The sequence below is a fragment of the Vibrio toranzoniae genome (assembly GCF_024347655.1).
Classification (GTDB): Bacteria; Pseudomonadota; Gammaproteobacteria; order Enterobacterales; family Vibrionaceae; genus Vibrio; species Vibrio toranzoniae.
In genome coordinates, this window is the sequence record NZ_AP025515.1 from 900,552 (window position 1) to 926,676 (window position 26,125).

The following is a 26,125-nucleotide window of genomic DNA, read 5'->3' on the forward strand; positions in this document are numbered from 1 at the left end:
AGGTTATATTAAAGTTTCATATGTGACGTTGTGTTTGTTTTGTTAATAAAGCGAGCTTTTGGCAAAAAACCCGGAGTTTTTGACAAGTAATCCTTATATACTCAAAATACACTGCTGCCATTGTAGAGAGCCCGAACTCTTTTCGGGTGTGAGATTAAGGAAAACGCATGTTTACAGCTACTGATGTGTTAAAACCAGAATTCAATGAGCAATCGCTTGATGATCTATGGTCGCTTATCTCACCATTGTATATGGTGGATGAAACCCAATGGCTAGAGCAGCTCCTGCCACTAGCTACCCCTTCTGAGTCTGAAAAGAAGCAAATCGCAGACAAAACGACATCATTGATCGAATCTATCCGAACGGATAAGACTTCTATCCAGATGATCGATGCCTTGTTGCTTGAATACAGCTTAGATACTCAAGAAGGCATCTTGCTGATGTGTCTGGCGGAAGCTTTGATGCGTATTCCTGATTCAGCAACGGCTGATGCGCTGATTCGTGACAAACTCAGTGTTGCGGATTGGAAATCTCACCTGAAGAATTCTGACTCGGTTTTTGTTAACGCATCCACTTGGGGCCTAATGCTAACGGGCAAGGTGGTTGGACTTTCATCTAATGAGCAGAGTGCTGGTCAAGCAGTAAACCGTTTAGTGAACAAGCTTTCTGAGCCGGTGATTCGTAAAGCGATGCACCAAGCGATGAAGGTGATGGGTCACCAATTCGTTCTTGGTCGCAGCATTGCTGAAGCGCAAAAGAACGGTAAGTCTATGCGTGACAAAGGTTTTACCTACTCATACGACATGCTAGGTGAAGCGGCACTGACTACGGCAGACGCAAACAAATACTTCAAAGATTACCTAATGGCGATTGAAGCCGTAGGTCGAGATACCTACGTATCTTCAAAATCGAGTCCTGCTCCATCGGTTTCTATCAAGCTTTCTGCGCTTCACCCACGTTATGAAGTGGCGAACGAAGATCGAGTATTGACGGAACTGTGCGACACGCTAGAGCAGCTATTGCGCCGCGCCGTAGAGCTTGATGTTGCGATTACGATTGATGCGGAAGAAGCCGATCGCCTAGAGCTTTCTCTTAAATTATTCGAAAAACTGTACCGCACTGACCTTGTGAAAGGTTGGGGTAAATTTGGTCTGGTTATTCAAGCTTACTCAAAACGTGCGCTGCCGGTTCTAGTATGGCTAAACCGCTTGGCGAAAGAGCAGGGTGATTTAATCCCGCTTCGCTTGGTGAAAGGCGCGTATTGGGACAGCGAGATCAAATGGTCACAACAAGCTGGTTTCACTGATTACCCAGTTTACACACGCAAAGAAGCGACAGACGTAGCTTACCTTGCCTGTGCGCGTTACCTATTGAGCCCAAGCGTTCGTGGCAATATCTTCCCGCAGTTTGCGAGCCACAATGCTCACACCGTTTCTGCTATTGCAGTGATGACTGACCATAAAGACTTTGAATTCCAGCGCTTACACGGCATGGGGGATTCTCTTTACAACCATGCAATGGAAGCTTACCAACAGTCAGTACGTATCTACGCACCGGTTGGCAGCCATAAAGACCTCCTGCCATACCTAGTACGTCGCTTGCTAGAAAACGGCGCAAACAGTTCGTTTGTACATCGTTTGGTTGATGCTCGCTGCCCAGTTGCTGAGTTGACACAACACCCTGTCGATATGCTTCTGGCATTTGATACATTGCACAACACTAAGATTCCATTGCCACCGGCCGTATTCCCTGATCGTAAAAACTCTTACGGTGTGAACATTGATATCGAAAGTGAAGCGCATCAGTTTGAAGAGCAGGTTAAGTCTTACCTTAACAATCAATGGACTGCAGGCCCTGTGATCAACGGTGAATCTCTTGCTGAAAGCATGATCAAGGCTGATCAGAACGTTGAGCAAGTAACCGCACCTTACGATCGTCGTATTAATGTGGGTCAGGTGGCTTTCGCTAACCTTGATCATGTTTCCGCAGCGATCACTGGCGCAGATGCGGCATTTGCTGATTGGAACGCGACTTCGGTTGAAACCAAAGCGGCTGCGCTTGAGAAGCTGGCTGACCTGATGGAAGACAACCTTGCTGAGCTAGTGGCGATTTGTCATCAAGAAGCGGGTAAGACGATTCACGACAGCGTTGATGAAGTGCGTGAAGCGGTCGACTTCTGTCGTTACTACGCAAAACAAGCAAACAACCTACAAGGTTTCGAACTAAAAGGTTTTGATGGCCAAACACGAATCGCTTCACGACAAGGTCGTGGTGTGTTCGTTTGTATCAGCCCTTGGAACTTCCCTCTCGCTATCTTCCTTGGCCAAATTACAGCGGCACTAGTCGCGGGTAACACGGTTGTGGCGAAACCTGCTGAGCAAACAAGCTTAATTGCAGCTCGCGCAGTGGAACTGATGAACGAAGCGGGTTTCCCTGCTGGCACCATTCAGTTACTTCCAGGTCGTGGTGCTGAGATCGGCAGTGCGCTAACCAGCCATGATGCGATTGCGGGCGTAGCCTTTACGGGTTCAACCCCAACAGCGCAACGTATCAATGTGTCATTGGCAAGCCGTAACGCTAAGCCAGTTCCGTTTATCGCGGAAACCGGCGGCCAAAATGCAATGATCGTCGACAGTACGGCACTGCCTGAGCAGGTAGTTCGTGACGTAATTCGTTCTGCATTCGCTTCTGCTGGTCAACGTTGTTCTGCACTGCGTGTGCTTTACATCCAAGAGGACATTGCAGACCGCGTGGTTGGATTGATTCACGGTGCAATGGACGAACTGAGTGTTGGTATTCCACATCTACACAAAACCGATGTTGGTCCTGTTATCGACCAAAATGCGAAGCAGAAGTTGTTGGCGCACTTAGAAAACATGACCAATTCCCAGAAGAAAGTAGCTCAGCTTTCTTTAGGTTCTGATTGTGAACATGGTGATTTTGTTCCACCAAGTGCTTTTGAAATCGATGACATTAGTTGCTTGAAAGAAGAACAGTTTGGCCCTGTGCTGCACATTGTTCGCTTCAAAGCGAGTGAGTTAGCGCAAGTTGTAGACCAAATTAACCAAACCGGTTTTGGCTTAACTATGGGGATCCACAGCCGTAACGAGACAACTTACCGTTGGATCGAGAAACACATTCGTGTGGGTAACTGTTACATCAACCGTGACCAAGTGGGCGCTGTTGTTGGGGTTCAACCATTCGGCGGTCAAGGTTTGTCGGGTACTGGCCCTAAAGCGGGTGGTCCTCACTACCTATACCGCTTTACTGATGTTCATTTTTCTCAATCACAAGACAAGGCATAAGGAGCAGTATCATGGTTCATCAAGTGACAGGTTTTTCTGATGCTTTGCTAGCGTGGGAACAATGGAATCTTACCGACTTTGATTATAAGAGTGCTCAGGTACTTTCATTTAAGTCAGAGATCGAAAGCCAATCTGCACCTTTGGCAGCAGTAGCGACTTATCATCTAGAGCAAGCGTCAGCATTACTTGCAGAACACCACCTTATGCCAGGTCCTACGGGCGAAACCAACGAGTTGTATGCTGCAGGTCGTGGTGTGGCTTTGGTGATTGTTGATGATTGCGAAGAGAAAGTGCCAGCACTGCAAACCGCAATGGCAATGATTACTGCTGCATTATTGGCTGGGAACAGCGTTCAGTTGTGCAGTGATGATGTGCAGTTCAACACCTTAATTGCCGATGCGGCAAAACAAGCGAATCTGCCAACTAACTTGGTGCAAGTTGCCTCGTATGACGCTGCACAACAGCTGCTGTCTTGCGATGTACGAAGCGTAGGTTATGTAGGTAACTCAAAATCTGCACAAGCTATCAATTTACAGCTTGCTAAGCGTGACGGTGCAATCGTTGGTTTAGTAGCTGAAACGGATCTTACGGCAATGAATGTTGCTAACGATCCACACTTATCGCTGCGTTTTATTACTGAGCGTACGCGAACTATAAATATAACAGCCGTGGGTGGTAACGCGACCTTGCTCGAACTGGGAAGCGAAGCTCACTAACCTTCAGTAAAACGGGCTTTGAGATTCCTTAAAGCCCTATATCTCCTAACTAAATGATTAACCTTTTCTCTCATGGCGAGATTAATCCATATAGTCAGGCATGGAAGGCATTCTACAAAATGAGGACTATCAAATGATAGAAAACAGCTTTGCAATAACGACGACGTTTATTGCGTATCTAATTATGATGCTAGCAATCGGTGTTATTGCTTACAAACGTACATCTAACTCAACTGACTACTTCCTAGGTGGTCGTTCGTTAGGCCCATGGCCTGCTGCACTTTCTGCTGGTGCATCAGACATGAGTGGTTGGCTGCTACTTGGCCTACCAGGTTACGCTTACGCTGCTGGCTTTGAAGCATTCTGGCTTGCTGGTGGACTACTTGTTGGTACTTGGGCGAACTGGCTAATCAGTGCTAAACGTCTACGTACTTACAGCATTACAACAGAATCACTGACGTTGCCTGAGTTCCTATCTCGTCGTTTCAATGATAACTCGAAGTTGATTCAAACGATCTCTGCTTTCTTTATCCTTTTATTCTTCCTTTTCTACACAAGTTCAGGCTTAGTAGCAGGTGGTAAATTGTTTGAAACGGTATTCGGTCTAGATTATACAACAGCAGTTATTATCGGCACGGTATGTGTGGTTTCGTATACCCTGTTTGGTGGCTTCCTTGCGGTATCTTGGACTGACTTGGTTCAAGGTCTGTTGATGTCTGCTGCGCTATTGATTGTACCAATCGCAGCTATGAACGGTGGCCTTGGTCAGCTATCTACTGACCTTCATAACATCAACCCAGAGCTACTAACGCTATGGAATGATGCGAAAGGTGAGCCTCTTTCTGCTATCGCGATCATCTCGCTAGCGGCATGGGGTCTAGGTTACTTTGGTCAGCCACACATCCTTGCTCGTTTCAAAGCAACGCGTAGCAATAAAGACCTAACAACAGCGCGTCGTATCGCTGTGATATGGACTGCACTGTCTATGATTGGTGCTATGTTGGTGGGCCTTGTTGGTTTAGTTTACGTGACTAACTCTGGCGCGCCTAAGCTAGAGGATGGCGAGAAGATCTTCATGCTTCTTGTGAACGCGATGTTCCACCCAGTAATCGCAGGTATCCTACTGGCTGCAATCCTAGCGGCAATCATGAGTACTGCGGATTCACAGCTTCTTGTTTCTTCATCTGCAATGGCAGAAGATCTGTACAAGCAAGTACTTAAGAAAGATGCGACGTCTGAAGAGATCGTTCGTGTAGGTCGCTTCGCGGTAATCCTAATCTCTCTTATTGCACTTGCGCTAGCAATGACACCAGACAGTTCAGTACTTGGCCTTGTGTCTTATGCATGGGCTGGTTTTGGTGCGGCATTCGGTCCTGCTATCGTATTGAGCCTGTATTGGTCTCGTATGAACCGCAACGGCGCTCTAGCGGGTATCGTGGTTGGTGGTGTGACGATTGTACTTTGGAAACAGTTCACGGGCGGTTGGTTCGATGTTTACGAAATCGTACCGGGCATCATCCTATCGACTATCTCTATCGTTATCGTGAGTCTAATTACTGGCGAGCCAGAAGAGCAAGTTAAGAAGCAACACGCTGAGTTCGAGAAAAACCTTGTTGAACTAGACTAATCGTCTGAACTGAGGTTTTCAGCTAAGTCATAGGGCTGGATGCTCACTAGCTCAATGATGACAAGAGTTTACATTGTAAACCCTAGAATAGAGTCACTTCGGTGGCTCTATTTTTTTGTCTATTTTCTAATGCTTTGGGTTCTTACGGGTCAATATTAGATGAAGACAATACCTTTTATCGAGCTTAGCGTGATTAGAAGCTGGTGAGAGCGTTCAGCGCGTTGGGAAGTGAGATAGTCGTCATTGTATGTTTGATGCATGTTGTTTATCGGGACAGTTATTTGAGGGTTTTACAATGTAAATTGACGATACTCAAATGTGGGGGACTGATATTAGTGACGTTTGATGTCAAAAATATAATAGAAAAATGACTGTTTTTTGAACTTGGCGCCCACTTTTGTAATTAGCTCCGTGAATTGTGGAACCTAATTGGACATGATGTGTCAATTGTCAGTAACTACTAAAGACCTATAGGACAAAGGTATGCCTGATCTCTATTGCAAAGGATGTAAAAAAACAACACCACATAAGTCGGTAATGAAACGTTGTGAATCAGAGCCTGAGACCGCTTCTGGTCGTATGATGCAATGGACGTCAAAACTATTTAGTGGCAACCTTCACTATAATATGGAAACTCAGCACTTCTGCCGCACGTGCAATTGCCGATGTGAAACTGGAAGCACAGCTCACCGAGTTGGTCTCGCTAACGTATAGTAAGTGTTTACTAACCTAGAAAAAACCTCCGTTAGGGAGGTTTTTTTGTTTTCTATGTCGTTTTGAATGCAAGTTCTGCTTCAATGCTCTTGTCATCATTTTTCACTTTCCTTCCACAATTTGAGTACTCGATTTATTAGTGCCTGAGTAACATGTTTTGATTCTGCCCATGAGCTAATACAGTACGGTTTGTACGCGATTTTTTGTGTTTTAATCATGGAATTATCCCTGACCTTTGCTCATTCTATTATTCACTTTGGTATTTTCCCTTCTTTCTTTTCTGGCTCAATTTATGTGTTAATCGGGTCATGGCTATATTAGTTTGTTAATAACTTAAGGTTGACAAGGGTTACTATCATTTTTCGGGTATTTACATTTTCCCTGAATGTTGTTGATGTATTTAGTTTTTAAATGTGTGAGCCGGGTTTTGCCCGATTGCTCTTAGTATGGAATATACTGAGCCGAATTTAGAATGTTTAAGGAATGTTATGTCTCAGCATCAACTTGATCGTATCGATAAAGAGATACTAAGAATTCTGCATATAAAAGGGCGTCTGCCAGTTGTTGAATTAGCGAAACAGGTAAACCTAACAACTTCTCCTTGCTCCGATAGACTGAAACGACTGGAAAAAGAGCGTTACATAACGGGTTATCACGCTGAATTGTGCTCAGAAAAGTTGGGGCTTGATGTACAAGTCTTTATCCATATCCGTCTCGATCAAACCAGTTTTTCGATTTTTGATAAATTTGCCCAAGCGGTTGAGTTGATGCCTGAGGTGGAAGAGTGTTATTCATTGTCTGGTGACTTTGACACCATGATCAAGGTTCGAGTTAAAGATATGAAGGCATACCAAGCGTTTATGGCAACCAAACTAGGTACCTTGCCAGGCGTTATTCAGACGCGTAGTGAAGTCGTGATTGAAGAGCATAAAAAGGGTTTTGGTGTAAACCCTGAGTTGTTGGCAACTTTGAAGTAGAGCGACGTCTTCGCGGCTTCGTAGCTAAAGTGGGTGTTGATTGGATATAAAAATGGAAGCTGATGAGCTTCCATTTTTTGTTGGGTGCCAGAAAAAAGCAACCAGATAAACTGAGAACGAGCAGTCTAAAGGGTAATCGCCGCAGAAATTAAACCGATTATACCGCCGAACACACCACCCCAAACGACTAACCAGCCAAGGTGTTTCTTGATCATGGTTTGAACCATCTCTTTAACAAGTTTTGGTGTTAGTTCATTTAAACGCTGATCGATTATCGCTTCAATGTTCTCTTTGATTTCATCCATCATGGCAGGCGATTCAAGTTCATCTTTAATGGCATTTTTTACAGAATCACTCTTGCTGATTTCAATCACAGATTCTTGCATCTTCTCCACAAATGGCGCTTTCATCGGCTGTAGTGCTTCTGTGCCACCAACCATTGCCAACATGCCACCAAACTGTGAGTTCTCGATTACATGAACCAGTGAATCGAACGCAGGATTAAAGTCGATCTTCTTAATCACTGGCTCTAGGTTGAGCGATTTGCCGGTCATCTCACTGCTAAGGAAGCGGTCGATGTTACTTTCAGTAAAGAACTGTTCCATCATCAGTTGCTTAATGGCTGCCTTGAACTCTTCAAAACGTGCTGGAATGACGCCAGAGCCATATAGGCCAGGTACTTTTTCGAACAACATATGGATCGCAAGCCAGTTGGTGATGGCGCCTGAAAATGCAAATAGGCCTGCATAAAGCAAGTATTGGTTTGCTGTCGCATAGCCGCCAGCAAGCAGTGCTAACGCAAGCACGTTAGTTAAGACACTTTTGTTCATGGTTGATCTCTAGAGTGAGTATTGCGCGCATTTTAAGAAAAAAACGCCAAGAAAAAAACCAAAAGGATCAATCTAGTGGTGGAAAGGAAAATACAGAGCGTCGAATGACTAATATAAAAAAGGCTAGCCTTCCCCCGAAGTCTAGCCTTATTCCAGAACGCGCAAGCGAAGCGCCTTTGATGTTAATCTCATTATATAGTTACGAAATAACATTCTGCTACGTGTAATTCACTCGTTAATTAACAAATTGATGTGAAATACGCCGCATAACTTAAAATAGCACATGAATTAAGCGTTTGATGTTTGGTCAAGATCATCGGCAATGAAGCCTCCCGTTTGGTGACTCCACAGCTGTGCATAGATACCATTGTGGAGAATGAGCTCTTGGTGAGTGCCTTCCTCAACGATTTTACCTTCATCGAGTACGATTAGGCGATCCATCGCAGCGATGGTCGACAAACGGTGTGCAATCGCAATCACTGTCTTACCTTCCATTAGTTCAATCAAACTTTCCTGAATGGCTGCTTCGACTTCTGAATCGAGTGCTGATGTTGCTTCATCAAGAACAAGCAGTGGAGCATTCTTCAGCAGTACGCGAGAGATAGCGACACGTTGACGTTGACCTCCCGAAAGCTTAACACCACGCTCACCTACTTGCGCATCGTAACCAACATTACCAAATGGGTCAGTGAGTGTTTCGATAAACTCATGCGCGTGCGCCTGTTTAGTGGCTGCGTAAACTTCTTCATCCGATGCTTCAGGTCGACCGTAAAGAATGTTGTCTTTGATCGAGCGGTGAAGCAGTGAAGTATCTTGAGTCACCATACCGATGTTGCTACGTAGAGAGTCTTGCGTGACCGCTGATATCTCTTGGTCATCAATCAGAATTCTGCCGCTTTCTACATCGTGGAAACGTAGCAGCAAGTTAACCAAGGTTGATTTACCCGCACCTGAACGGCCTACCAAGCCCACTTTTTCACCCGGCTTGATGTTGAGATTAAGGTTGTTGATCACGCCCTTGTTCTCGCCATAGTTAAAGCTTACGTTGTCGAAGTTGATACCGCCTTGTGGAACCTTAAGAGGCTCAGCGTCTTTCTTGTCTTCGATAGCAATGGGCTTAGACAGCGTTTTAATGCCATCAATCACAGTTCCTAGGTTTTCAAACAGGCCGCCGATTTCCCACATGATCCATTTCGACATGCCGTTAATACGCAGAGCTAAGCTGACTGCAATCGCAATCGCACCCACGGTGATCGCGTTATCTAGCCACAAGTAGATAGAGATCCCCGCAATGCTGAACACCAGTAAGTAGTTAGCAAACTCAACCAATATGTTGAAACCTGTTACCAAGCGCATCTGTCGATGTACGGTGTCTAAGAAGCTCTCCATGCCTTCTTCGGCGTATTCGGTTTCTCTTTTGCTGTGTGAGAACAGTTTGACGGTTGCGATATTGGTGTAGCTATCGACGATACGGCCCGTCATCAGCGATCGAGCATCGGCTTGTTCTGAAGATACGTCTTTAAGTTTTGGCACGAAATGTAGTTGAATGCCGACGTAAATAAATAACCAAATCAACATCGGTGCCATTAAGCGCCAGTCTGATTCTGCGAGCATGAATAACATCGCCGTGAAGTACACGGTCACGTAGACGAATACGTCAACCATTTTGGTCACTGTTTCACGCACCGCAAGCGATGTTTGCATGACTTTGGTGGCTACACGCCCGGCGAAATCATCTTGATAGAACGATAAGCTTTGTTTCAAAAGGTAGCGGTGTGCTAGCCAACGAATAGACATTGGATAGTTGCCCAACAGGGTTTGGTGAAGCAATAGCGAGTACACACTGATTAATATCGGCATCGCAACCAGCAGTAGTATCCCCAATCCTACCAGCGTTGATTTATTGTCGGCCAAGAAAGTATCGGGATTGCTTGTTGATAGCCAGTCAACCAATTGTCCCATGTAACCAAATAGTGCGACTTCGATTATCGCGATGGTCATGGTCATCAACCCGAGTAAGATCAACGGTTTTTCAAAGCCCCGAGTGTAATGGCGACAGAATGCTAGTATTCCAGTGGGGGGTTGTATTGGCTCTCCCTTTGGAAAGGCTTCGGTAAAGCCTTCAAATTTCTTGTACATAAATTTCCTTTTATAAGCCACTGCATCACGATGTGCAGTTATGTTTTTATAAGTACGATTTGAGTTCTATAAGCGTTAGCGTTACGTCGTTCGAGGGGTTTTGTTTGAAGAAAACGTAAAGAGTGCTTTTAAATACATCTATTTTAGATTGAATTAGACAGGAAAAAATTAAGCTTATTTCAAACGTAATTGATTGTTATGCAACGGTGATAATCCTAACGTTAAATGGATTAAATTGTAATCAAAACTCGTGGTTAGCTAAAAAGTGAAGTAAGAATATTTATTCAACAAGTTCCTTAACTGATATGCACGCAGTTGGTTCTTTCTGGCGTGCTGTTATATCACAGTAAAAATCACGGAATAATTTAAGTTATGCAGTTATTGTGTGGGATAAATATTCAAATCATTATTATTTTCAGTGAATCTTGTTGTAACAAGTTGTTTACACTTCTGAGGTAAATAAAAGATAGGGATGGTTGAGATGTTAAACCTACACAAGAAATCACTGCGTATTACTAATGTTCAAAACGCCAATTGCGTTGTTATGGTTCCGCCAAAAGAATTTCGATTTAACGAAGAAACTGCACGTGATAATGAGTTTCAGCACAGAGTTAACTTGACCGAACCTGAGATTAAGCTAGAGACGATGGCTGAATTTAAGGCGATGGTGGCCTCGTTGCGTAAAGAAGGTGTGCAAGTTGTAGAGTTTGATTACCCCGAGTTAGGGGTAGAAACACCTGATGCTGTTTTTCCAAATAATTGGTTCAGCACTTGTGGCGATGGTAGTTTGTTCACTTTCCCTATGGCGTGCGAAAACCGTCAGCATGAAGTAAAGCCACACGCCTTAATTGAAGCGCTAGAAGCCTCAGGTCGTATTGTTAATCATAATGAGTCGCTAGAGTCTTATGTTGCACAGGGCTCTTATTTAGAGAGTACTGGCGTTATGGTTATCGATCATATTAATAAGACGATCTACGCTGCGCTTTCTCAGCGTTGCGACCGTGAAGTGTTAGAAGATTACGCTAAGCGTATTGGTTACTCTCGCGTGGTCTCATTTCAAACGGCACTACCGTCTGGTCAGCCGATTTATCACACTAATGTGATGATGGCGATCGGTGATAATTTCTGTGTGATTTGCGATGAAGTGATTCCTGAATTTGAGCGTCGCTTTGTTGTGAAGTCACTTGCTAAAGATAAACAGGTTATCTCTATTTCCATAGATCAGATGAATCGGTTCTGTGGCAACATCCTGCAGTTGGAGACCGTGAATGGCGATAAGGTAATCGCAATGTCTCAATCGGCATATGATGCTTTTTCTCCAGCGCAATTAACTCAGCTTGCAACGCATGGGAAGCTGTTGCCATTTAACGTAAAAACCATCGAAGACATCGGTGGTGGTTCCGTTCGTTGTATGTTGGGTGAGGTGTTCTTACCAACGCGAATTAATCGCTTATAACACGCCATCGGTCTTTGATAACAGCCGTTTAGTACCATTCTATTCGTAGAGTGGTATTTTTGTCTTTAGCCTTGAAGGCAAGTGTTCATTAGGCGCTCGTGAAAGCTCTGTGCTCGATAAATTGAGCAGATAGCGTGACCACTTCCTTGGAATACACAAGTGCAGTGTGATTGAGCTTGAGGGCGCAGGTGTCAGTCGCGCCTCTTAGGTTCGCGTCTTCCAGTGTGACCGTACCGTCACCTGGGTTTCTGCCTAATACAATACGTCCGACTCCGGTATCGTAGGTGCCAGTGATAACCCCAATCGGTACATCGATATCGTAATCACCCAAACCATCACTTAAGATTATTTCACTCGAACCAAAGATAAATCCAAGCCCATGATTCGACAGTGTCTTAGCGATGGTTGCTCCATTGTGCGGGGTGCCCGCAGTGATGATGCAGGTGTCAGAGAACTTGGGTTGATAGAATTTAAAGTAGTGGCGAATAAGTAAACCACCAAGTGAGTGACCAAAAAAGTAAACTTCATCGTGTTCATCAAAACGAGCGTTTACAAAGCGACTGAGGCGCTTAGCGGCAGAAGGAAAACGTAAAGAGTTGTAGGAAAACTTGTGCGTTATAAAGCCACGCTTTTTAAAACTCTTATCAAGATACTGCATGATCAACGCAGGCATATACAGACCATGAATTAAAACTATATGTTTGTTTTTATTATTCATTTTTGTCCTCCGTCTGATGATGCCTTCCAGTATATTGAGTCACCAATTTAAACTCAATAAAACTTATTGTGAATGAGAGACAATTGACGATCATAAAGCGTGAGTTCTTTTGAATGGTAAAGTTAGCAGAAAGTGAATGACTTTTAATTGAAAGAGGGATAACTATTTTAGCCCTCTTTCTGAGTCTATTGATGATGCTCCACAAGGGGGAACTTTACTTTTGTGTGTCTTCAGTTTTCACAAGAGTAGTGTGGATAGCTTCATTTTTAAGTTCCGGTTCGACTAAAACCTTGATCACGCCTTTTTGTAGGATCAGGTTATTAGGGTAGGTGATGATGTTGCCCGAACTGTGTCGGAGAATCACGTGGAACATGGTGATATCGATGATCACGCCGCTGATGTCTTCGTCTTTCTCTGCGACTTTTACTTTGTCACCAATACGATACGGGAACACAAAGAATATCAGTACGCTGGCTGTGAGGTTACTTAAAATTGACCACTGTGCAAACAACGCGACACCGAGCACCGCAAATATGGAGGATAAAAACAGGGAGATGTCGCCAAAACCTAAGTTTAGAATAATAGTAAAAATAGCGGTGAAGAGTAGAAACAGAGTGATATTGAAACATTTAAGCACGGACTGTTTACGCTTCAATGCGACACGCTTATTTTTTGCTAGTGCTTCGATCCAATTCTGACCTAAGCGTTTTATCACCCAATACAAAACGATAAGAAGTAAGCCTAAACCTGCTTGTTTAAACCACATATTTGATTGTAAATACTCAACCATTAAATAAACCTCAATTTTCTCAAAATAACGACTTCTATCGCCACGGTCATGAGCAACCCAACACAAAACAGTGGGAATGCCACTGGGTTCTCTGTTCCTGGGATACCGGCAATATTGACTCCGAGTAAACCGGTGAAGAAACCAGCTGGGAGGAAAATACCTGCAATGATTGAAAATAGGTATGTATTTCTATTCATTTTTTCAGCTTGATGCTGACTTCGGCTAGCAAAAAATACATTAATCTGATCGATGTAAAACTCAATCGATTCATTAATTCTCAGCATGGTGTCGAGGCTGTTTTTTATATGGCTGTTGTGTTTGTTGAGAGGAGTCGGTAGTTCATTCATTAAATCTTCGAAGACGTATTTCTGTGGTTTCAAATAACGTCTTAATTTGAGTAGCCTTGAATGCAGAGCGTTGATGGATTTTATATCGATATGGGAGTCAGACTCCAGATCGTCAATCAGTTGTTCTACAGGCGTTAAGAAGTTCGAAATGTAGTGGTTTATTCCACGTATCATTCCAAGTAAAACATCTGGCAGTGATGTTGGGCCTTGGTTTTGTTTAAGGTCGGAGAGTAAATTGCTGACTGCTTTCGAAGGGACTTTGCGCGTTGATATTAAGGTGCCTTTGTACCATAAGATGCGCAGGCTCAGCATATCATCGGGATTAGCACCTTCGTTTAGGTTAATGCCTCGTAGGATGATTAAAAAGCAATCATGGCCAAACTGTTCAAATCGAGGACGAGTGTCATCTGCGAGCAGGGAATCCACAATAGCGTTCGAAACTGTATTATTTTGAAGCCATTCTCGTAACCCTTCAGCATCTCTTTGGCAGTGATACCAAGTCGCTTGTTCGAATGGTTCAGGGGTGGTGTTGTGTTCATGTGCCACTCCCTCTGAAAATTGCCAGCTTGAAATTATGAAAGCGTCCATTCGTCGATCCTTAATGATATGAGGTATATCGAAATGACGGTGCCATTTAAGGCGCCATACTGAGCACGGTTTAATGAGGTTAGTTTGTTTTTGTGAGTAGTATGGACTCGCTTTGTTTTCTCGAACAAATGTAGCTCATTGTTTAGTCATTATAAATTAGCATTAGAGTACAGCGTTAGCGATGGATAAAAGAGAAAAAACTGAGGTATTTTCTTTGTACGCAGGAGATAAATCGATGACAGTAAGTCGCTTTTTACCATCACTAACATAACGACAAGCACAAGCTTAACGACACGAGATATTCAGTCAGGTTAAATACACACTCTCTAACATTCAGTCTAGTCTGTTATGGCGAAAGCTCTAATTGGATCTGTGTCACTTCAGAGCGTTAGCGTTTCAGAGTGTTGAAGTTAGTTTATTAGAGATGGCTGGTTATGCGATAGGTTGAGAGGTTTGAATGATGAAATTGACTACTGGGGTGAGAACGGTACAAATTCACTCTACTGAGTGACCTTCATGACAAGGTGGAACAGCAAAGTGAATGAGTATGTTTAGCTTATTCTATGTGACTCAATCACATTAGAAGTTGTATGAACCACCGAAGCTAATGCTGTTGAAGGCAAGTGTTTTGTCTTCCTTCTTAGAGCCGTAGTCGTTCTCAACACTAACTGCATCTGCTTGCGAAATTAGGCGCAGTGTTAAATGTTCAATCGGCGTGTATTCAACACCAACACCAAAGTGGAAGCCAGTACCACTGTCGTCATCGTAACCAGCACTCTTGTTTGCGTTTAGGTCAACAGAACTTAAACCAGCCAATACGAATGGGCGGATTGTGTTGTCGAATGTGTAACCGATGTTTGCGGATGCAGAGATAGATGTCGGTGACAATTTAGCCGCCCCCTTTTTGTAGTTTGCGTAATCGTTGTAGCCAAGTTCAACACCAACGATACGGTTGAATTGGTAACCGCCGTATAGGTTGTAGCCCATGCCGTCTGAATCTAAACTACCTTGACCATCTGTATCAGAACCTTGGTAGAGGCTAAGTCCGCCCCCAATGTACGCACCACCGTCAGTGCCTGCTGCTAAAGCTGGAAGAGAAACCGCGCTGATTAACCCTAGTGCCAATGCTGATTTCGTTATCTTGTTCATCTTTGTTACTCACTCTGTCATGTTTTTAAATGTGATTGTCGGTCACTGTCAATTTTTAATACTTGTTGTTTTTGGCTACTCGGCCGTTGTTGAATATTATCCCTGAATCTTTTGCTCATTACTGTATGGCTTTGTAAGTTGAATCGTTACATAGTGGGTGGTTTACACATCGAGTTGCTTATATGAGCCAGCCAGATTATGACAAGGAGAAAAAGATGTTAACGAGACAGAAGACGGGTTTGGTGGTTGTGGATGTGCAAGGCAAACTCGCACGCCTTGTTGATGAGAGCGATACCCTGATTTCTAATTGTGGAAAGATGATTGAAGGAGCACAGGTTTTAGGTCTTCCTATTGTGAGCTTGGAGCAGAACCCAGAGAAGTTGGGGGCTACCGTTAGTGAGTTGAATGACTTGTTGGGCGAAGCTAAGCCGATACCAAAATTTACGTTCAACGCGTGTAACGAGCCCAAGTTTGTTGAGGCAGTGCAAGCCAAGGATGTGGATACGTGGTTGGTGTGTGGCATAGAGGCTCATATCTGTGTTTATCAAACCGCCATTGGTTTGCTGGATCTTGGGTACAAGGTTCAGGTAGTTGGTGACTGTGTTAGTTCACGAACCGCGCTTAATAAGAAGTTGGCTATCCGAAGATTGGCTGGCTCTGGTGTTCTAATCACAGGATTGGAAATGAGCTTATACGAGCTAGTGAAAGACTGCCGCGCCTCTGAGTTCAAGCAAGTCCTATCCTTGATTCGTTAATCATTCTCTTAAAGCCGCTGATTTGAATAATCTAATCATGTTTATCAGAGGAGCAAGTTAGACAACACATCGGTGATTGGGTATTTAAAAACTTAATGGCTGATGTGTGTCAGACGTAGGGTGTCAAGTTTTCAGTGCCAGCGGAACAACAAGCGAGTGCGCTACCCGTCTCTTTATAACCGATCTATTAATAAAAATATTATGTGATTTACCTCTCACTTATTTACTTAGCGCGCTAAGTAAAGTAAAGTGGTTAGCACGCTAAGTAATTGAGGTTTTCATCATGGTTCAAGACACCCACAGTCTTAAAGATCTTTCTCTGGCCGAGCAACTTGCTCGCGTTTCTCGTCTATGGAAAATGGTCGCTGACCGTGAACTCGCACCGCTTGGTCTTACGCACCCACGTTGGACGGCGCTATGGAAACTGCAACGCCTCGGTGACAACGTGAGCCAGAAAAAACTCTCGGAAGCGCTCGAGATTGAATTGCCATCATTAATGAGAACGTTGAATCAATTAGAACAGCAATCGCTCATCACTCGACACTGCTGTGCTAGTGACAAACGTGCTCGAATTGTGGGTCTTACCGATGACGGTAAGTCGTTAATCAAGAAAATGGAAGCTCGCATTATTCAAGTACGTCGCCAGTTGCTCAATAGTATTGATGATGACGAGATGAAAAAGCTCTCTTTCATTCTTGAACAAATTACCCATAACGCCCTTGATGCTCTTAGCGAAAAGTCAGAAACCACACAATAAAAGAGAAGTTACTATCTATGACCCCCGACGAAACATTCGCGCGCTGGATTAAATTTTCCTGTTTCGGATTTGTTCTTGTTTTTGCATATTTTCTTGTTGCTGATCTCACCATGCCATTAACGCCTCAAGCAATGGCAACCCGTGTCGTAACTAAAGTTGCACCTCAAGTCAGTGGACAAATTACCCACGTATATGTGAAAAACAACCAAGCTATCCATCAAGGAGATCTCCTATTTGAAATTAACCCAGCGTTTTATCAGCTTGCGGTTGAACAAGCTCAATTAAACCTTAAACAAGTTATCCAAAATAATGAGCAGCTTGACGCATCCATTGCTGCTGCCGAAGCGGATCTAAAAGCCAGTGGTATTCTTGCAAGCCAAAAAAACCGTGAAGCAGAACGATTAAATGCGCTTTTCTCACGTCATGGTACTTCTCAAAAGTTACGCGATGACGCTCATAGCTCCGCCGTGGCGGCTAAAGCGAATGTTGCTGCTGCGAAAGCACGTTTGAAAGAGTTACAAGTGAGTCGTGGTGAAATCGACGATAGTAATGTCAGTATTCGTGTAGCTCAAAATCAATTAGAAAAAGCCAAGCTCAATCTTTCTTATACACAAGTGGTTTCAGATCACGATGGTGTGATAACGAACTTACAGTTGAAAGCCGGTACCTATGCCAGTGCGGGTAGCCCATTGATTGCGCTAGTTTCAGATAACGTTGATGTTATCGCAGATTTTCGCGAAAAAAGTCTGCGTCACTTTTCAATCGATAGTCACGCCTTGATCGCGTTCGACAGCAAACCTGGACATGTCTTTAACGCACAAGTGAGCACTCTGGATGCGGGGGTCAGTGCGGGTCAATTTGCAGCCGACGGTAGTCTTGCAACACCAACAGGCTCTAATCGCTGGGTGCGGGATGCACAACGAATGCGTGTACATTTAGACATCGACAATGAACTCGTTAAGCAACTTCCATCTGGAGCCCGAGCTACGGTTCAATTGATCCCTAACAATGCGGTATTTGCATGGCTTGCGAAAGTACAGATTCGTTTCCTCAGTGTTTTACACTACGTTTACTGATCGGGAGGTGGCATGAAATTATGGGATCACCCGTTATCTGGAAATGATTTTCGACAATGCCTACGTATTGCCACTGGCGCTACTTTAGGCTTTACCATCAGCAAGCTGTTTGGTTGGGATAACGGCGTATTTTTTACCGTTACGCCAATGTTGTTATTGGGTATGGTACCTGTGATGAGCGCACACGCTGCGCGTCAATTGTTTGCATCTGCCATCGTTTGTGGGCTGGAAGTTGGTATTATTGGTGGGTTATTAATCAGTCACCCCGGCATGATGACGATGGTGGCTTTTGTACTATTTCTGATAAAGTTTGCCTGCATGTCAAAAGGCAGCTTATTTTTGTTTGGTGCAAACAGCATCATCAGTTTGAGCATTATGCTGCACTTTGCCAGTTACCCAAGCATCGACTTAAACAACCTTATTTTTACCAACTTACTTGCCTGCGTGCTATCCGTTATCATTGCTTATTTAATGATGTTTGTAATTCCAGATGTGGAACCCCGTCAGCCACCGCCGAGGCCAACCGAAGCAAAGAAAAGTCACCGCATGCGTCACGAAGCCTTAATGGGCGCCAGTATCGCTACGCTTTCGTTTATTGTGTTCCAAGTCTTTGATCTGCAGGACTCAATGTCAGCACAGGTCACGACGATATTGCTGCTTTTTCCAATGAACTGGAATGGCGCATTGGGTTATGCTCGCAAGCGTGCGATGGGGACATTGTTTGGTGTGACTTTTGGCTTAGCCAGTCAAATTCTTTTGTATGACTGGTCAGATTTACTGTTATTTGTGGTTCCACTTTTGTGGATAGGGGCAATGATTTTTGGCTACATGCATGTGAAGGAGTCGAGTGGTTCAGGAACAGGGTTTGGTGGACTGACAACCATCGGCATTTTATTCGGCCAGTACCTCACTCCTGGCGGTGACCTTATCTATAGTGCTTTATATCGTATCAGCAGTATCTTGTTTGCTATTGTCGTGACGTTATTGATCACTTATTTTATTCATCGCTTGTTGAACCGCTTTCCAGCGACTCGATTTAGCCATGAAACCGCTTAATTTATCTCAATATCTCATATTCTGCCTACCCTCTGTCGTGGTGTAATTTAACTTCCCCACTGATACGTGACCTAACCATTCGTGCGACTGGTCTTAAGTTTTATGGCGAAGGGGAGTGGAAAGTAAACAAACGATACAAATGGAAGTGTAGCGTCTGGTGAAAGCGGCATATATCAGTCGATACACGCACTCATTCAATGATCGCGACAGAGCTGAGCTATCAAAAGTCATCGATGCAGAAGTGCTCCTTACTGATTTATGTAAACATATCTAAGTATCATTGAGGAGTACCACTCCTTTGAAGAGGTCTATTTGAACAATCTAATCGTATTTACCGGTGGCCCGGGATCGGGCAAAACTTCAGTTATCGACGCTTTGAAAAGCCAGGGCTATCGCTGCGCACCAGAAGTTGGGCGTAAAGTGATTCAGCATCAAGTCGAGAAACAAGGGATCGCCTTACCATGGTTAGACAAAGTGGCATTTCGCGATGAAATGGTGCGAGAAGAGTTAGCCAATTATCAAACGTTCGAATCGAGTGAACAGCTTGTCTTCTTTGATAGAAGCATCGTGGATTCATACGGTTACAGCTTGTTAGAAACGTTGCCTATTCCAGAGTCCTTGCTGAATAGCTGTAATGAGCTCGCATACAACAGCAAGGTATTTATCTTCCCGCCTTGGGAGGCGATTTTCATCAATGACCAAGAGCGCAAGCAAGATTTCGATGAAGCGATCGCCACTTACGAAAAGATGGTGGCAGCCTATACCCAGTTTGGTTATAAGTTGGTGGAAGTGCCTAAATTATCTGTTGAGGAGCGAGTCGAGTTTATCTTAGCTTCAATCAACTCAGGCGAGTGAGTTCCGGCAAAACAACAATGAAAAAAGCCCCGCAATATCGACTCGATTGAGTTAATACTACGGGACTTTCCTATTCAGATTCAATTTTGATTTAGCTGCGACAAGATTGGCTTCGGTAACGTTTAGTCACCGAGAGGCTGTCGGTCGCCACCACCTCGGTGGGAGTCTAAAGCAACCTTCAAGCGGCGCAGTTTATCGCGCGAGCGGTTCTTGTGATTGACCGCCATGCCCATCGAAAGCACATCCACCAACGCCAGCATAGCGTAGCGAGACGCTGATGGCTTGTAGATGAAGTCGGTTTCCATGTGTTTGATTGGCAAAACAATATTCGCAACCTTTGCTAGTGGCGTGTCTTGCGGGGTAATCGCGATGACCTTAAGCCCGTATTGCTTCGCTAGTTCGGCGGTTTCGGTGATCACCGGCGTAAAGCCTGTCGCGGAAATCATCACCATGACGTCGTTGGCATCGGCCGTGGCGGCAACCATGCGTGACATTAAACCATCGTTGTACGACACCACTGGGTAACCTAAGCGAAACAGTCGATGTTGCAGTTCTTGAGAAGCGATGGTCGAGCCGCCACCCATGCCGATAGCAATGATCTGTCTGGCGTTGTGCAGCCAACTCACCGCGGTTTCAACGTCTTGCTCTTTGAACAGAGTGCGGTTGATGTCTAGGCTCTGCTTGATCGATTCGTAGATACCTTGATAGCCAGTTTGGTTAACCGGTTCGAGAATAAAGCGCTGGCCCACCGTTAGGGTTTGAGCAAGCTTGATCTTCATATCACGAACGTTGTTACAGCCAATCGCCTTAGCAAAACGGGTAATGGTAGCTTCACTGACTTGCGCGTTTTCAGCGAGTTCTGTAATGCTGGCTTTGGCGGCAAAATCAATGTCATCCATGATCAGCTTGGCAACTTTTTTCTCGGCATCACGAAGAGCGGGAAAACGCTCGGTTATCTGTGAAATGATATCTACTTCTAAACTCAAGAATCCTGATCCTTTGTTGATGGGGCTATGCCTTAGCCCCGTTAGTATATCTGAATGCTTCGCTGATTCTAGCTTATTGAAAAATCGAGCTAGAAGCAGGTCTCTACCCAGTTTGTTACCTGATAGTCGTCATCGCTGATAGCAATGTAACGCCACTTATCGAAGGTTAAACATGGGTGTGAGGTTGAGAACGCAATCATGTCGCCAACTTCAATCTCTGAAGAGCTGTCCGTTTCCACAAAAGTATGTTGATCCATCACGGCAGTAGCGGTCAGACCTTTCACAGATATATCTTCACCATTGCGATATCCGCGTTCAGCAATAGGTAATCCAGCATCAAAGGCCACATCACGTTTACCTAGCCCGATTACCAGTTTGGTTGGCTCTGGACGAGAGATAACATACGCCCATACCTCAAGTGCTGATTCTAAATCACCGCCCAATTCACACGCGTAGCCTTGGTTTACTTGGGCACGCTGCAATACCTTACTTTGGGCGTCTAGGTAGATCCCAGTATCGTGGATGGCATAGCAACCTGGGCGGATAATCGCTAAATAATCCGTTAGGTTCGCCAAGCATTCTGCCACCACGTCATACCAAGCCGAGCCAGCGCCAGTGATGATAGGTTGACCGGTAATTAAGCCATCTGATGCAAGGCTTTCGACCGAGGTCAGCGCTTGGTTTAAGAAGGTACGAATGTCTTGCTCGGCATTGTCGCCATGAATCACACCCTCGTATACCTCAATACCCGCTAGCGAAAGCGCAGGCGTATCTTGGATAGTTTGCGCCAGCTCTAGAACTTCTTGAGGTGAACGACAACCACAACGGCCACCCGGAACACCAAACTCGATCAGTACTTTTAGCGTCTGCTTTTTGTTGGAGAAGTATTGGTTGAGTTGCTGCACGTTGACTGACGAATCCACACAACAATAGAAATCAACGTCGAACTCACTAATAAGCTGTTCGATGATCGCCATGTTAGTTTTTCCTACCAATTGGTTAGCCATGATGATTCTTTTTGCGCCTGCCATTGCTGCAATTTCTGCTTGTGCAGGTGTCGCAACGGTAATTCCCCAAGCGCCATTTTCTAGTTGTTGACGGAAGAAGTCAGGCGTCATTGATGTTTTGCCGTGTGGCGACAATTTAACCTGGTGATGATCGGCGAATGATTGCATCCAATTCAGGTTATTGGTCAACGCTGATTGTTTGATAATTGCTACCGGAAGCGAAATGTCTTCATCAACCAATCGATAAATACCGTTCTCAGATTGTGATATTGCTCTCCCTTTTTGGCCTTTTTCAGTCAAGATGAAACTATCTTTTTGATACTTTATAACATCTTTTTGTGCAGGGTTATGTTTCATTGCTGATTCCTAACATGGTTTAAGTGATTGTTATTTAATGTTTAAATATATCTGTAATACGCTTCGTGATAGAAACTATCACGCAAATTAAAATATTATGTGTGTTTTGTCACTGAAAATAATCGGCTGGATTTCTAATATAGCTCCATCAACAGAGTGGATTGAGAGAGTGAGAAATGTTGTTCGATACGATAATTAAAAATGTAGAGGTGTTTGATGGCACCGGCGAACAATCGTTTTGTGCCGATGTAGCAATCCGAGATGGAAAAATCGCCGAAATTGGCAAAATCGATCATGAAGATTGTAGCCAGTTGGTTGAGGGAGCAGGCTTAGCATTGGCTCCTGGATTCATCGATGTACACACACACGACGATACCAATGTAATTCGTTACCCAGACTGCCTACCTAAGATTAGCCAAGGTGTGACAACCGTGATTGTTGGCAACTGTGGCATCAGTGCATCGCCAACGGTTTTGGCGGGCGATCCACCTGACCCAATGAATCTATTAGGCGCGCAGGCTGATTTCAAATACCCAACCTTTGCCGCGTATGCACAAGCTGTAGAGCAAGCGCAACCCGCGGTGAACGTTGCAGCATTAGTCGGCCATACCACACTGCGTAATCAAGTGATGGACGACCTGCAACGCACCGCGAGCGAAGAAGAAATTGCAGCCATGCAAAACAACCTTGATTTAGCGATGGAGCAGGGTGCATTGGGTTTGAGCTCGGGCTTGGCTTACGCAAGCGCGAAACAAGCGAATGCCAACGAAGTAATGCAGTTAGCGAAAGTGCTTTCTAGTCACGGCGGCATCTATACCACACATATGCGTACCGAATTCGAAGAGATCTTAAGCGCGATGGAAGAAGCGTTTGAGACAGGACAATACGCGAAAGTGCCCGTTGTTATTTCTCACCTTAAATGTGCAGGGGCGGGCAACTGGGGCAGAACCGTTGAAGTACTTGATTTGATGGACAAGGTTTCAGAGCACCAAGATGTGTCTTGCGACTGCTACCCATACTCAGCGAGCTCTTCGACATTAGATTTGAAACAAGTGACCGACGATTTCGACATCTTCATCACTTGGTCTAAAGCAAAGCCAGAACATGCAGGCAAAACGCTTAAGCAGATTGCTGATGAGATGAACCTACCGTTGTTGGACACAGCAAAAGCGCTTCAACCAGCAGGTGCGGTTTACCACTGTATGGATGAGAACGACGTAAAGCGCGTATTGAAATACAAGCTGACCATGGTCGGTTCTGATGGTTTACCCAATGACCCGCATCCACACCCAAGATTATGGGGCACCTTCCCGAAAGTGTTGGGTCACTACTGCCGAGATGAAAAACTGTTCGCGCTGCCAGAAGCGATTCACAAAATGACCGGAATGTCTGCGAAGCGCTACAACCTCGCGGGAAGAGGTGAGATTCGCCAAGACGCATTTGCCGATTTAGTTTTATTTGATCCAAAGAATATTAAAGACACAGCAACATTTGAAAATCCTATTTCAGTTGCTGAGGGAATAGAAAGTGTATTTGTAAATGGTGAGTTAACTTACCAGCAAGGAAAAGTAACAAATAATCGTTCAGGCGTTTTTATTTACCGAAACTAGATTTTAATTATCAAATTAATTTTACGGTAAATATAAAAACGACGAATTAATTTAAATATATTGGAATAGAAACTGTTTTATCTATAAATAAGTGGAGTTAAGAAATGACTATTAAACGTTACGGTGTTGAAGGCGGTACAGGTACAGGCGGACAACATTTACCATTTGCACGTGCAACTGAAGCAGGTGGTTTCCTATACGTTTCTGGCCAGACACCGATGACAGATGGTGAAGTGGTTGAGGGTGGCATTGTTGACCAGTCTCGCCTAGCGATCCAAAACTGTGTCGATATCATGACTGAAGCGGGCTACGGCCTTGAAGACGTAATGCACGTAAAGGTTGTGCTAACAGATTCTCGTTACTTCCAATCTTTTAATAAGGTATTCAAAGAGTTCTTCGGTGCTAACCCACCGGCTCGTATCTGCATGGTTTGCGATCTAGTTGTAGACGTGAAGGTTGAAGTAGATGTGACTTGCTACCGCGCTGATCGCGTTTAGTCATAACCTACTCACAATTACCTATTTAGAGAGTATTAGGGGTTAGTCAACCCTGTTATTATCCTTTAATACTCTCACCCTACATTTATAAAAGTTACTTTAATTAAAATAGATAGAATCACTAAAGTAATTATATGAAATATAAAATGAATGAATCATAAATAAAGTTCAGGAATGAACTTAATATTTCACTGAGAGGTGTCAAATGAACAGCACACTTTTTCTTACAGGCTTCGGCGTGTACGTATTATTCTTAATCTGGTTAGGCTGGTTTGTCTCGCGTAATCAAAAATCTGGCGAAGATTTCTTATTAGGCGGCCGTGGCCTGCCATTATTCTTAGTACTGGGTACAACCGTCGCGACTATGGTCGGCACCGGTTCAAGTATGGGTGCGGTTGGCTTCGGCTACGCAAATGGCTGGGCGGGTGCTCTGTACGGAATTGGTGGTGCTGTGGGCATCCTATTACTTGCCCTTTGGTTTGCTCCGGTTCGTAAACTGAACTTCATGACCATGAGTGAAGAGCTGGCTTACTACGTAGGCGCCAACCGAACCGTGAAAAACGTGGTTGGCCTGCTTATCTTTATCGCATCAATCGGTTGGTTAGGTGCGCACATTCTAGGTGGCGGCATGTACCTAGCGTGGATTGCAGACATCGACCTTAACCTTGCGAAAATCATTATTGCTGCAGCTTTCACTATCTACGTTGTTATCGGTGGCTACACTGCGGTTGTATGGACCGATACCATTCAAGCAATCATCCTTTTTGCTGGCTTCATCCTAATGGCGGTTATGTCTGTTGATCACATTGGTGGCATGGGCAACCTTTATGCAGCGATGGACCCTGCTGCTACCAGTTTTTTAGCAATAGATAAACTGGGCATTCTGCCTGCTGTTTCTTTGTCTGTGGTTATCGGTGTGGGTGTACTGGCGACGCCTTCATTCCGCCAACGTATCTACTCTGGTAAAGATGTTTCAACTATCCGTCGCTCATTTGTGGCCTCGGGTGTGTTGTATCTTTTCTTCTCAATTATCCCTGCAATCATTGGTATGGCTGCACACGCCATCGACCCATCATTGGATAATCCGAACTACTCGTTCCCTTACGTAGCAGCAACGGTTCTTCCAGTTGGCGTAGGTATGATTGTTCTTATCGCGGGCCTATCTGCAACTATGTCGAGTGCAAGCTCAGATGCGATTGCTGGTGTGTCTATCCTACTGCGTGACGTGTACGTGATGTTCACAGGCCGCGTACCAAATAAAGAATCAATGCTGAACTACTCTCGCTTGGCTCTGATTGTGGTGATTGGTTTCGCACTACTGTTCGCGCTAACGTCAAACGACATCATTGGCTACATCACTAAGATGATTTCAACCGTTATGTCGGGCATGTTTGTGTGCGGTATGTTGGGTAAATTCTGGAAACGCTATAACTGGCAAGGTGCGCTGGCAACACTAGCGGGTGCTTCTGTGGCTTCATTCGTAGTCATGCTAAACGCTGATTACACAGCTTTCTGGGGCAACCCTGTGATTCCTTCATGTTTGTTTGCTCTAACGGCAGGTGTGGCTGTCAGCCTATGTACTCCGGCTAACCAAGTAACGCCTGAAATGGCAAAAGCGATTCTTGATGACGAGCGTGCTCTGATGGAGATGGAAATGTCAGACTCAGGTGTGCTTGAAGACGATGCGTCTTCTCAACGTCCTGCAAATCAAACAAGCTAATCTCAATGCTCCACAGCGAGTTAGTACAACAAAGTGAGTACGACAAACTGTGGAGTGGTTTAGTTCGTTTAGGCCCTGCTTAGCTGCGGGGTC

The 26,125-nt window shown here is 44.5% G+C and carries 21 protein-coding genes and 1 pseudogene; 14 read left to right on the top strand and 8 right to left on the bottom strand.

All coding sequences use genetic code 11. From position 1 onward, the window contains the following. The first annotated feature begins 167 nt into the window (after positions 1 to 167). The 4 genes from putA to OCU50_RS18445 all read left to right on the top strand — a co-directional run bounded on the left by putA (position 168) and on the right by OCU50_RS18445 (position 7,339). Positions 168 to 3,305, top strand: a complete 3,138-nt coding sequence (putA, locus tag OCU50_RS18430) for a bifunctional proline dehydrogenase/L-glutamate gamma-semialdehyde dehydrogenase PutA (RefSeq protein ID WP_060469154.1) — start codon at positions 168 to 170, stop codon at positions 3,303 to 3,305. An 11-nt stretch (positions 3,306 to 3,316) separates the two neighbouring features. Then, positions 3,317 to 4,021, top strand: coding sequence for a hypothetical protein (locus OCU50_RS18435; RefSeq protein ID WP_060469155.1), 705 nt, complete (start codon positions 3,317 to 3,319; stop codon positions 4,019 to 4,021). Positions 4,022 to 4,157: 136 nt separating this feature from the next. Then, positions 4,158 to 5,648: a sodium/proline symporter PutP gene (putP, locus tag OCU50_RS18440; RefSeq protein ID WP_060469410.1), complete on the top strand. Its 1,491-nt coding sequence runs from the start codon at positions 4,158 to 4,160 to the stop codon at positions 5,646 to 5,648. 1,202 nt (positions 5,649 to 6,850) lie between these two features. Next, positions 6,851 to 7,339 (top strand): Lrp/AsnC family transcriptional regulator, encoded by a 489-nt coding sequence (locus OCU50_RS18445; protein WP_017057717.1) that lies wholly within the window; start codon positions 6,851 to 6,853, stop codon positions 7,337 to 7,339. 125 nt (positions 7,340 to 7,464) lie between these two features. Here OCU50_RS18445 and OCU50_RS18450 read toward each other — a convergent pair whose 3' ends face one another. After that, positions 7,465 to 8,169 (bottom strand): DUF445 domain-containing protein, encoded by a 705-nt coding sequence (locus OCU50_RS18450; protein WP_017057718.1) that lies wholly within the window; start codon positions 8,167 to 8,169, stop codon positions 7,465 to 7,467. A gap of 288 nt (positions 8,170 to 8,457) precedes the next feature. Then, complete coding sequence (locus OCU50_RS18455; RefSeq protein ID WP_060469156.1) at positions 8,458 to 10,308, bottom strand: ABC transporter ATP-binding protein; 1,851 nt, start codon at positions 10,306 to 10,308, stop codon at positions 8,458 to 8,460. A gap of 481 nt (positions 10,309 to 10,789) precedes the next feature. Here OCU50_RS18455 and OCU50_RS18460 point away from each other — a divergent pair, with 481 nt between their 5' ends. Then, positions 10,790 to 11,764, top strand: coding sequence for an arginine deiminase-related protein (locus OCU50_RS18460; protein ID WP_082710373.1), 975 nt, complete (start codon positions 10,790 to 10,792; stop codon positions 11,762 to 11,764). Positions 11,765 to 11,852: 88 nt separating this feature from the next. On the opposite strand, the gene OCU50_RS18465 is transcribed toward OCU50_RS18460, so the two are convergent. From OCU50_RS18465 to OCU50_RS18480, 4 genes are all read right to left on the bottom strand, one after another. Then, the gene (locus tag OCU50_RS18465; protein ID WP_060469158.1) at positions 11,853 to 12,482 is read right to left on the bottom strand and encodes an esterase/lipase family protein; all 630 of its coding nucleotides are present in this window, start codon (positions 12,480 to 12,482) and stop codon (positions 11,853 to 11,855) included. A 214-nt stretch (positions 12,483 to 12,696) separates the two neighbouring features. After that, on the bottom strand, positions 12,697 to 13,272 hold the full coding sequence (locus OCU50_RS18470) for a mechanosensitive ion channel family protein (protein WP_060469159.1): 576 nt from the start codon (positions 13,270 to 13,272) through the stop codon (positions 12,697 to 12,699). After that, entirely contained in the window at positions 13,272 to 14,207 is a 936-nt protein-coding gene (locus OCU50_RS18475; RefSeq protein WP_060469160.1) for a zinc transporter ZntB, read from the bottom strand. Before OCU50_RS18475 ends, OCU50_RS18470 begins: the two co-directional genes overlap by 1 nt. Before the next feature lie 579 nt (positions 14,208 to 14,786). Next, the gene (locus OCU50_RS18480; RefSeq protein ID WP_060469161.1) at positions 14,787 to 15,356 is read right to left on the bottom strand and encodes a porin family protein; all 570 of its coding nucleotides are present in this window, start codon (positions 15,354 to 15,356) and stop codon (positions 14,787 to 14,789) included. A gap of 215 nt (positions 15,357 to 15,571) precedes the next feature. On the opposite strand from OCU50_RS18480, the gene OCU50_RS18485 reads away from it, so the two are divergent. The 6 genes and pseudogenes from OCU50_RS18485 (at position 15,572) to OCU50_RS18510 (ending at position 19,855) form a co-directional block, all read left to right on the top strand. Then, a complete protein-coding gene (locus OCU50_RS18485) occupies positions 15,572 to 16,111 on the top strand; it encodes a hydrolase (protein ID WP_060469162.1) in 540 nt (179 codons plus the stop codon). Positions 16,112 to 16,394: 283 nt separating this feature from the next. Then, positions 16,395 to 16,868, top strand: coding sequence for a transcriptional regulator SlyA (slyA, locus tag OCU50_RS18490; RefSeq protein ID WP_060469163.1), 474 nt, complete (start codon positions 16,395 to 16,397; stop codon positions 16,866 to 16,868). 17 nt (positions 16,869 to 16,885) lie between these two features. Then, complete coding sequence (locus OCU50_RS18495) at positions 16,886 to 17,944, top strand: HlyD family secretion protein (RefSeq protein ID WP_060469164.1); 1,059 nt, start codon at positions 16,886 to 16,888, stop codon at positions 17,942 to 17,944. A 12-nt stretch (positions 17,945 to 17,956) separates the two neighbouring features. Beyond that, positions 17,957 to 19,000 (top strand): DUF2955 domain-containing protein, encoded by a 1,044-nt coding sequence (locus OCU50_RS18500; RefSeq protein ID WP_060469165.1) that lies wholly within the window; start codon positions 17,957 to 17,959, stop codon positions 18,998 to 19,000. A 68-nt stretch (positions 19,001 to 19,068) separates the two neighbouring features. Then, positions 19,069 to 19,247: pseudogene (locus OCU50_RS20775) on the top strand (IS5/IS1182 family transposase); the annotation flags it as partial. Positions 19,248 to 19,312: 65 nt separating this feature from the next. Next, positions 19,313 to 19,855, top strand: coding sequence for an AAA family ATPase (locus OCU50_RS18510; RefSeq protein WP_060469166.1), 543 nt, complete (start codon positions 19,313 to 19,315; stop codon positions 19,853 to 19,855). Between the two features lie 122 nt (positions 19,856 to 19,977). Here OCU50_RS18510 and OCU50_RS18515 read toward each other — a convergent pair whose 3' ends face one another. Both OCU50_RS18515 and OCU50_RS18520 read right to left on the bottom strand, forming a co-directional pair. Further along, positions 19,978 to 20,841 carry a MurR/RpiR family transcriptional regulator gene (locus OCU50_RS18515; protein ID WP_060469167.1) on the bottom strand — a complete coding sequence of 288 codons (864 nt, stop codon included), beginning with the start codon at positions 20,839 to 20,841 and terminating at the stop codon, positions 19,978 to 19,980. An 89-nt stretch (positions 20,842 to 20,930) separates the two neighbouring features. Then, positions 20,931 to 22,205 (bottom strand): amino acid deaminase, encoded by a 1,275-nt coding sequence (locus tag OCU50_RS18520; protein ID WP_060469168.1) that lies wholly within the window; start codon positions 22,203 to 22,205, stop codon positions 20,931 to 20,933. A 176-nt stretch (positions 22,206 to 22,381) separates the two neighbouring features. On the opposite strand from OCU50_RS18520, the gene OCU50_RS18525 reads away from it, so the two are divergent. The 3 genes from OCU50_RS18525 to OCU50_RS18535 all read left to right on the top strand — a co-directional run bounded on the left by OCU50_RS18525 (position 22,382) and on the right by OCU50_RS18535 (position 26,032). Further along, positions 22,382 to 23,815, top strand: a complete 1,434-nt coding sequence (locus OCU50_RS18525; protein WP_060469169.1) for an N-acyl-D-amino-acid deacylase family protein — start codon at positions 22,382 to 22,384, stop codon at positions 23,813 to 23,815. Between the two features lie 104 nt (positions 23,816 to 23,919). Next, positions 23,920 to 24,312, top strand: a complete 393-nt coding sequence (locus OCU50_RS18530) for a RidA family protein (RefSeq protein ID WP_017065166.1) — start codon at positions 23,920 to 23,922, stop codon at positions 24,310 to 24,312. 205 nt (positions 24,313 to 24,517) lie between these two features. Beyond that, positions 24,518 to 26,032: a sodium:solute symporter family protein gene (locus tag OCU50_RS18535; RefSeq protein WP_060469170.1), complete on the top strand. Its 1,515-nt coding sequence runs from the start codon at positions 24,518 to 24,520 to the stop codon at positions 26,030 to 26,032. Positions 26,033 to 26,125 lie beyond the last annotated feature (93 nt).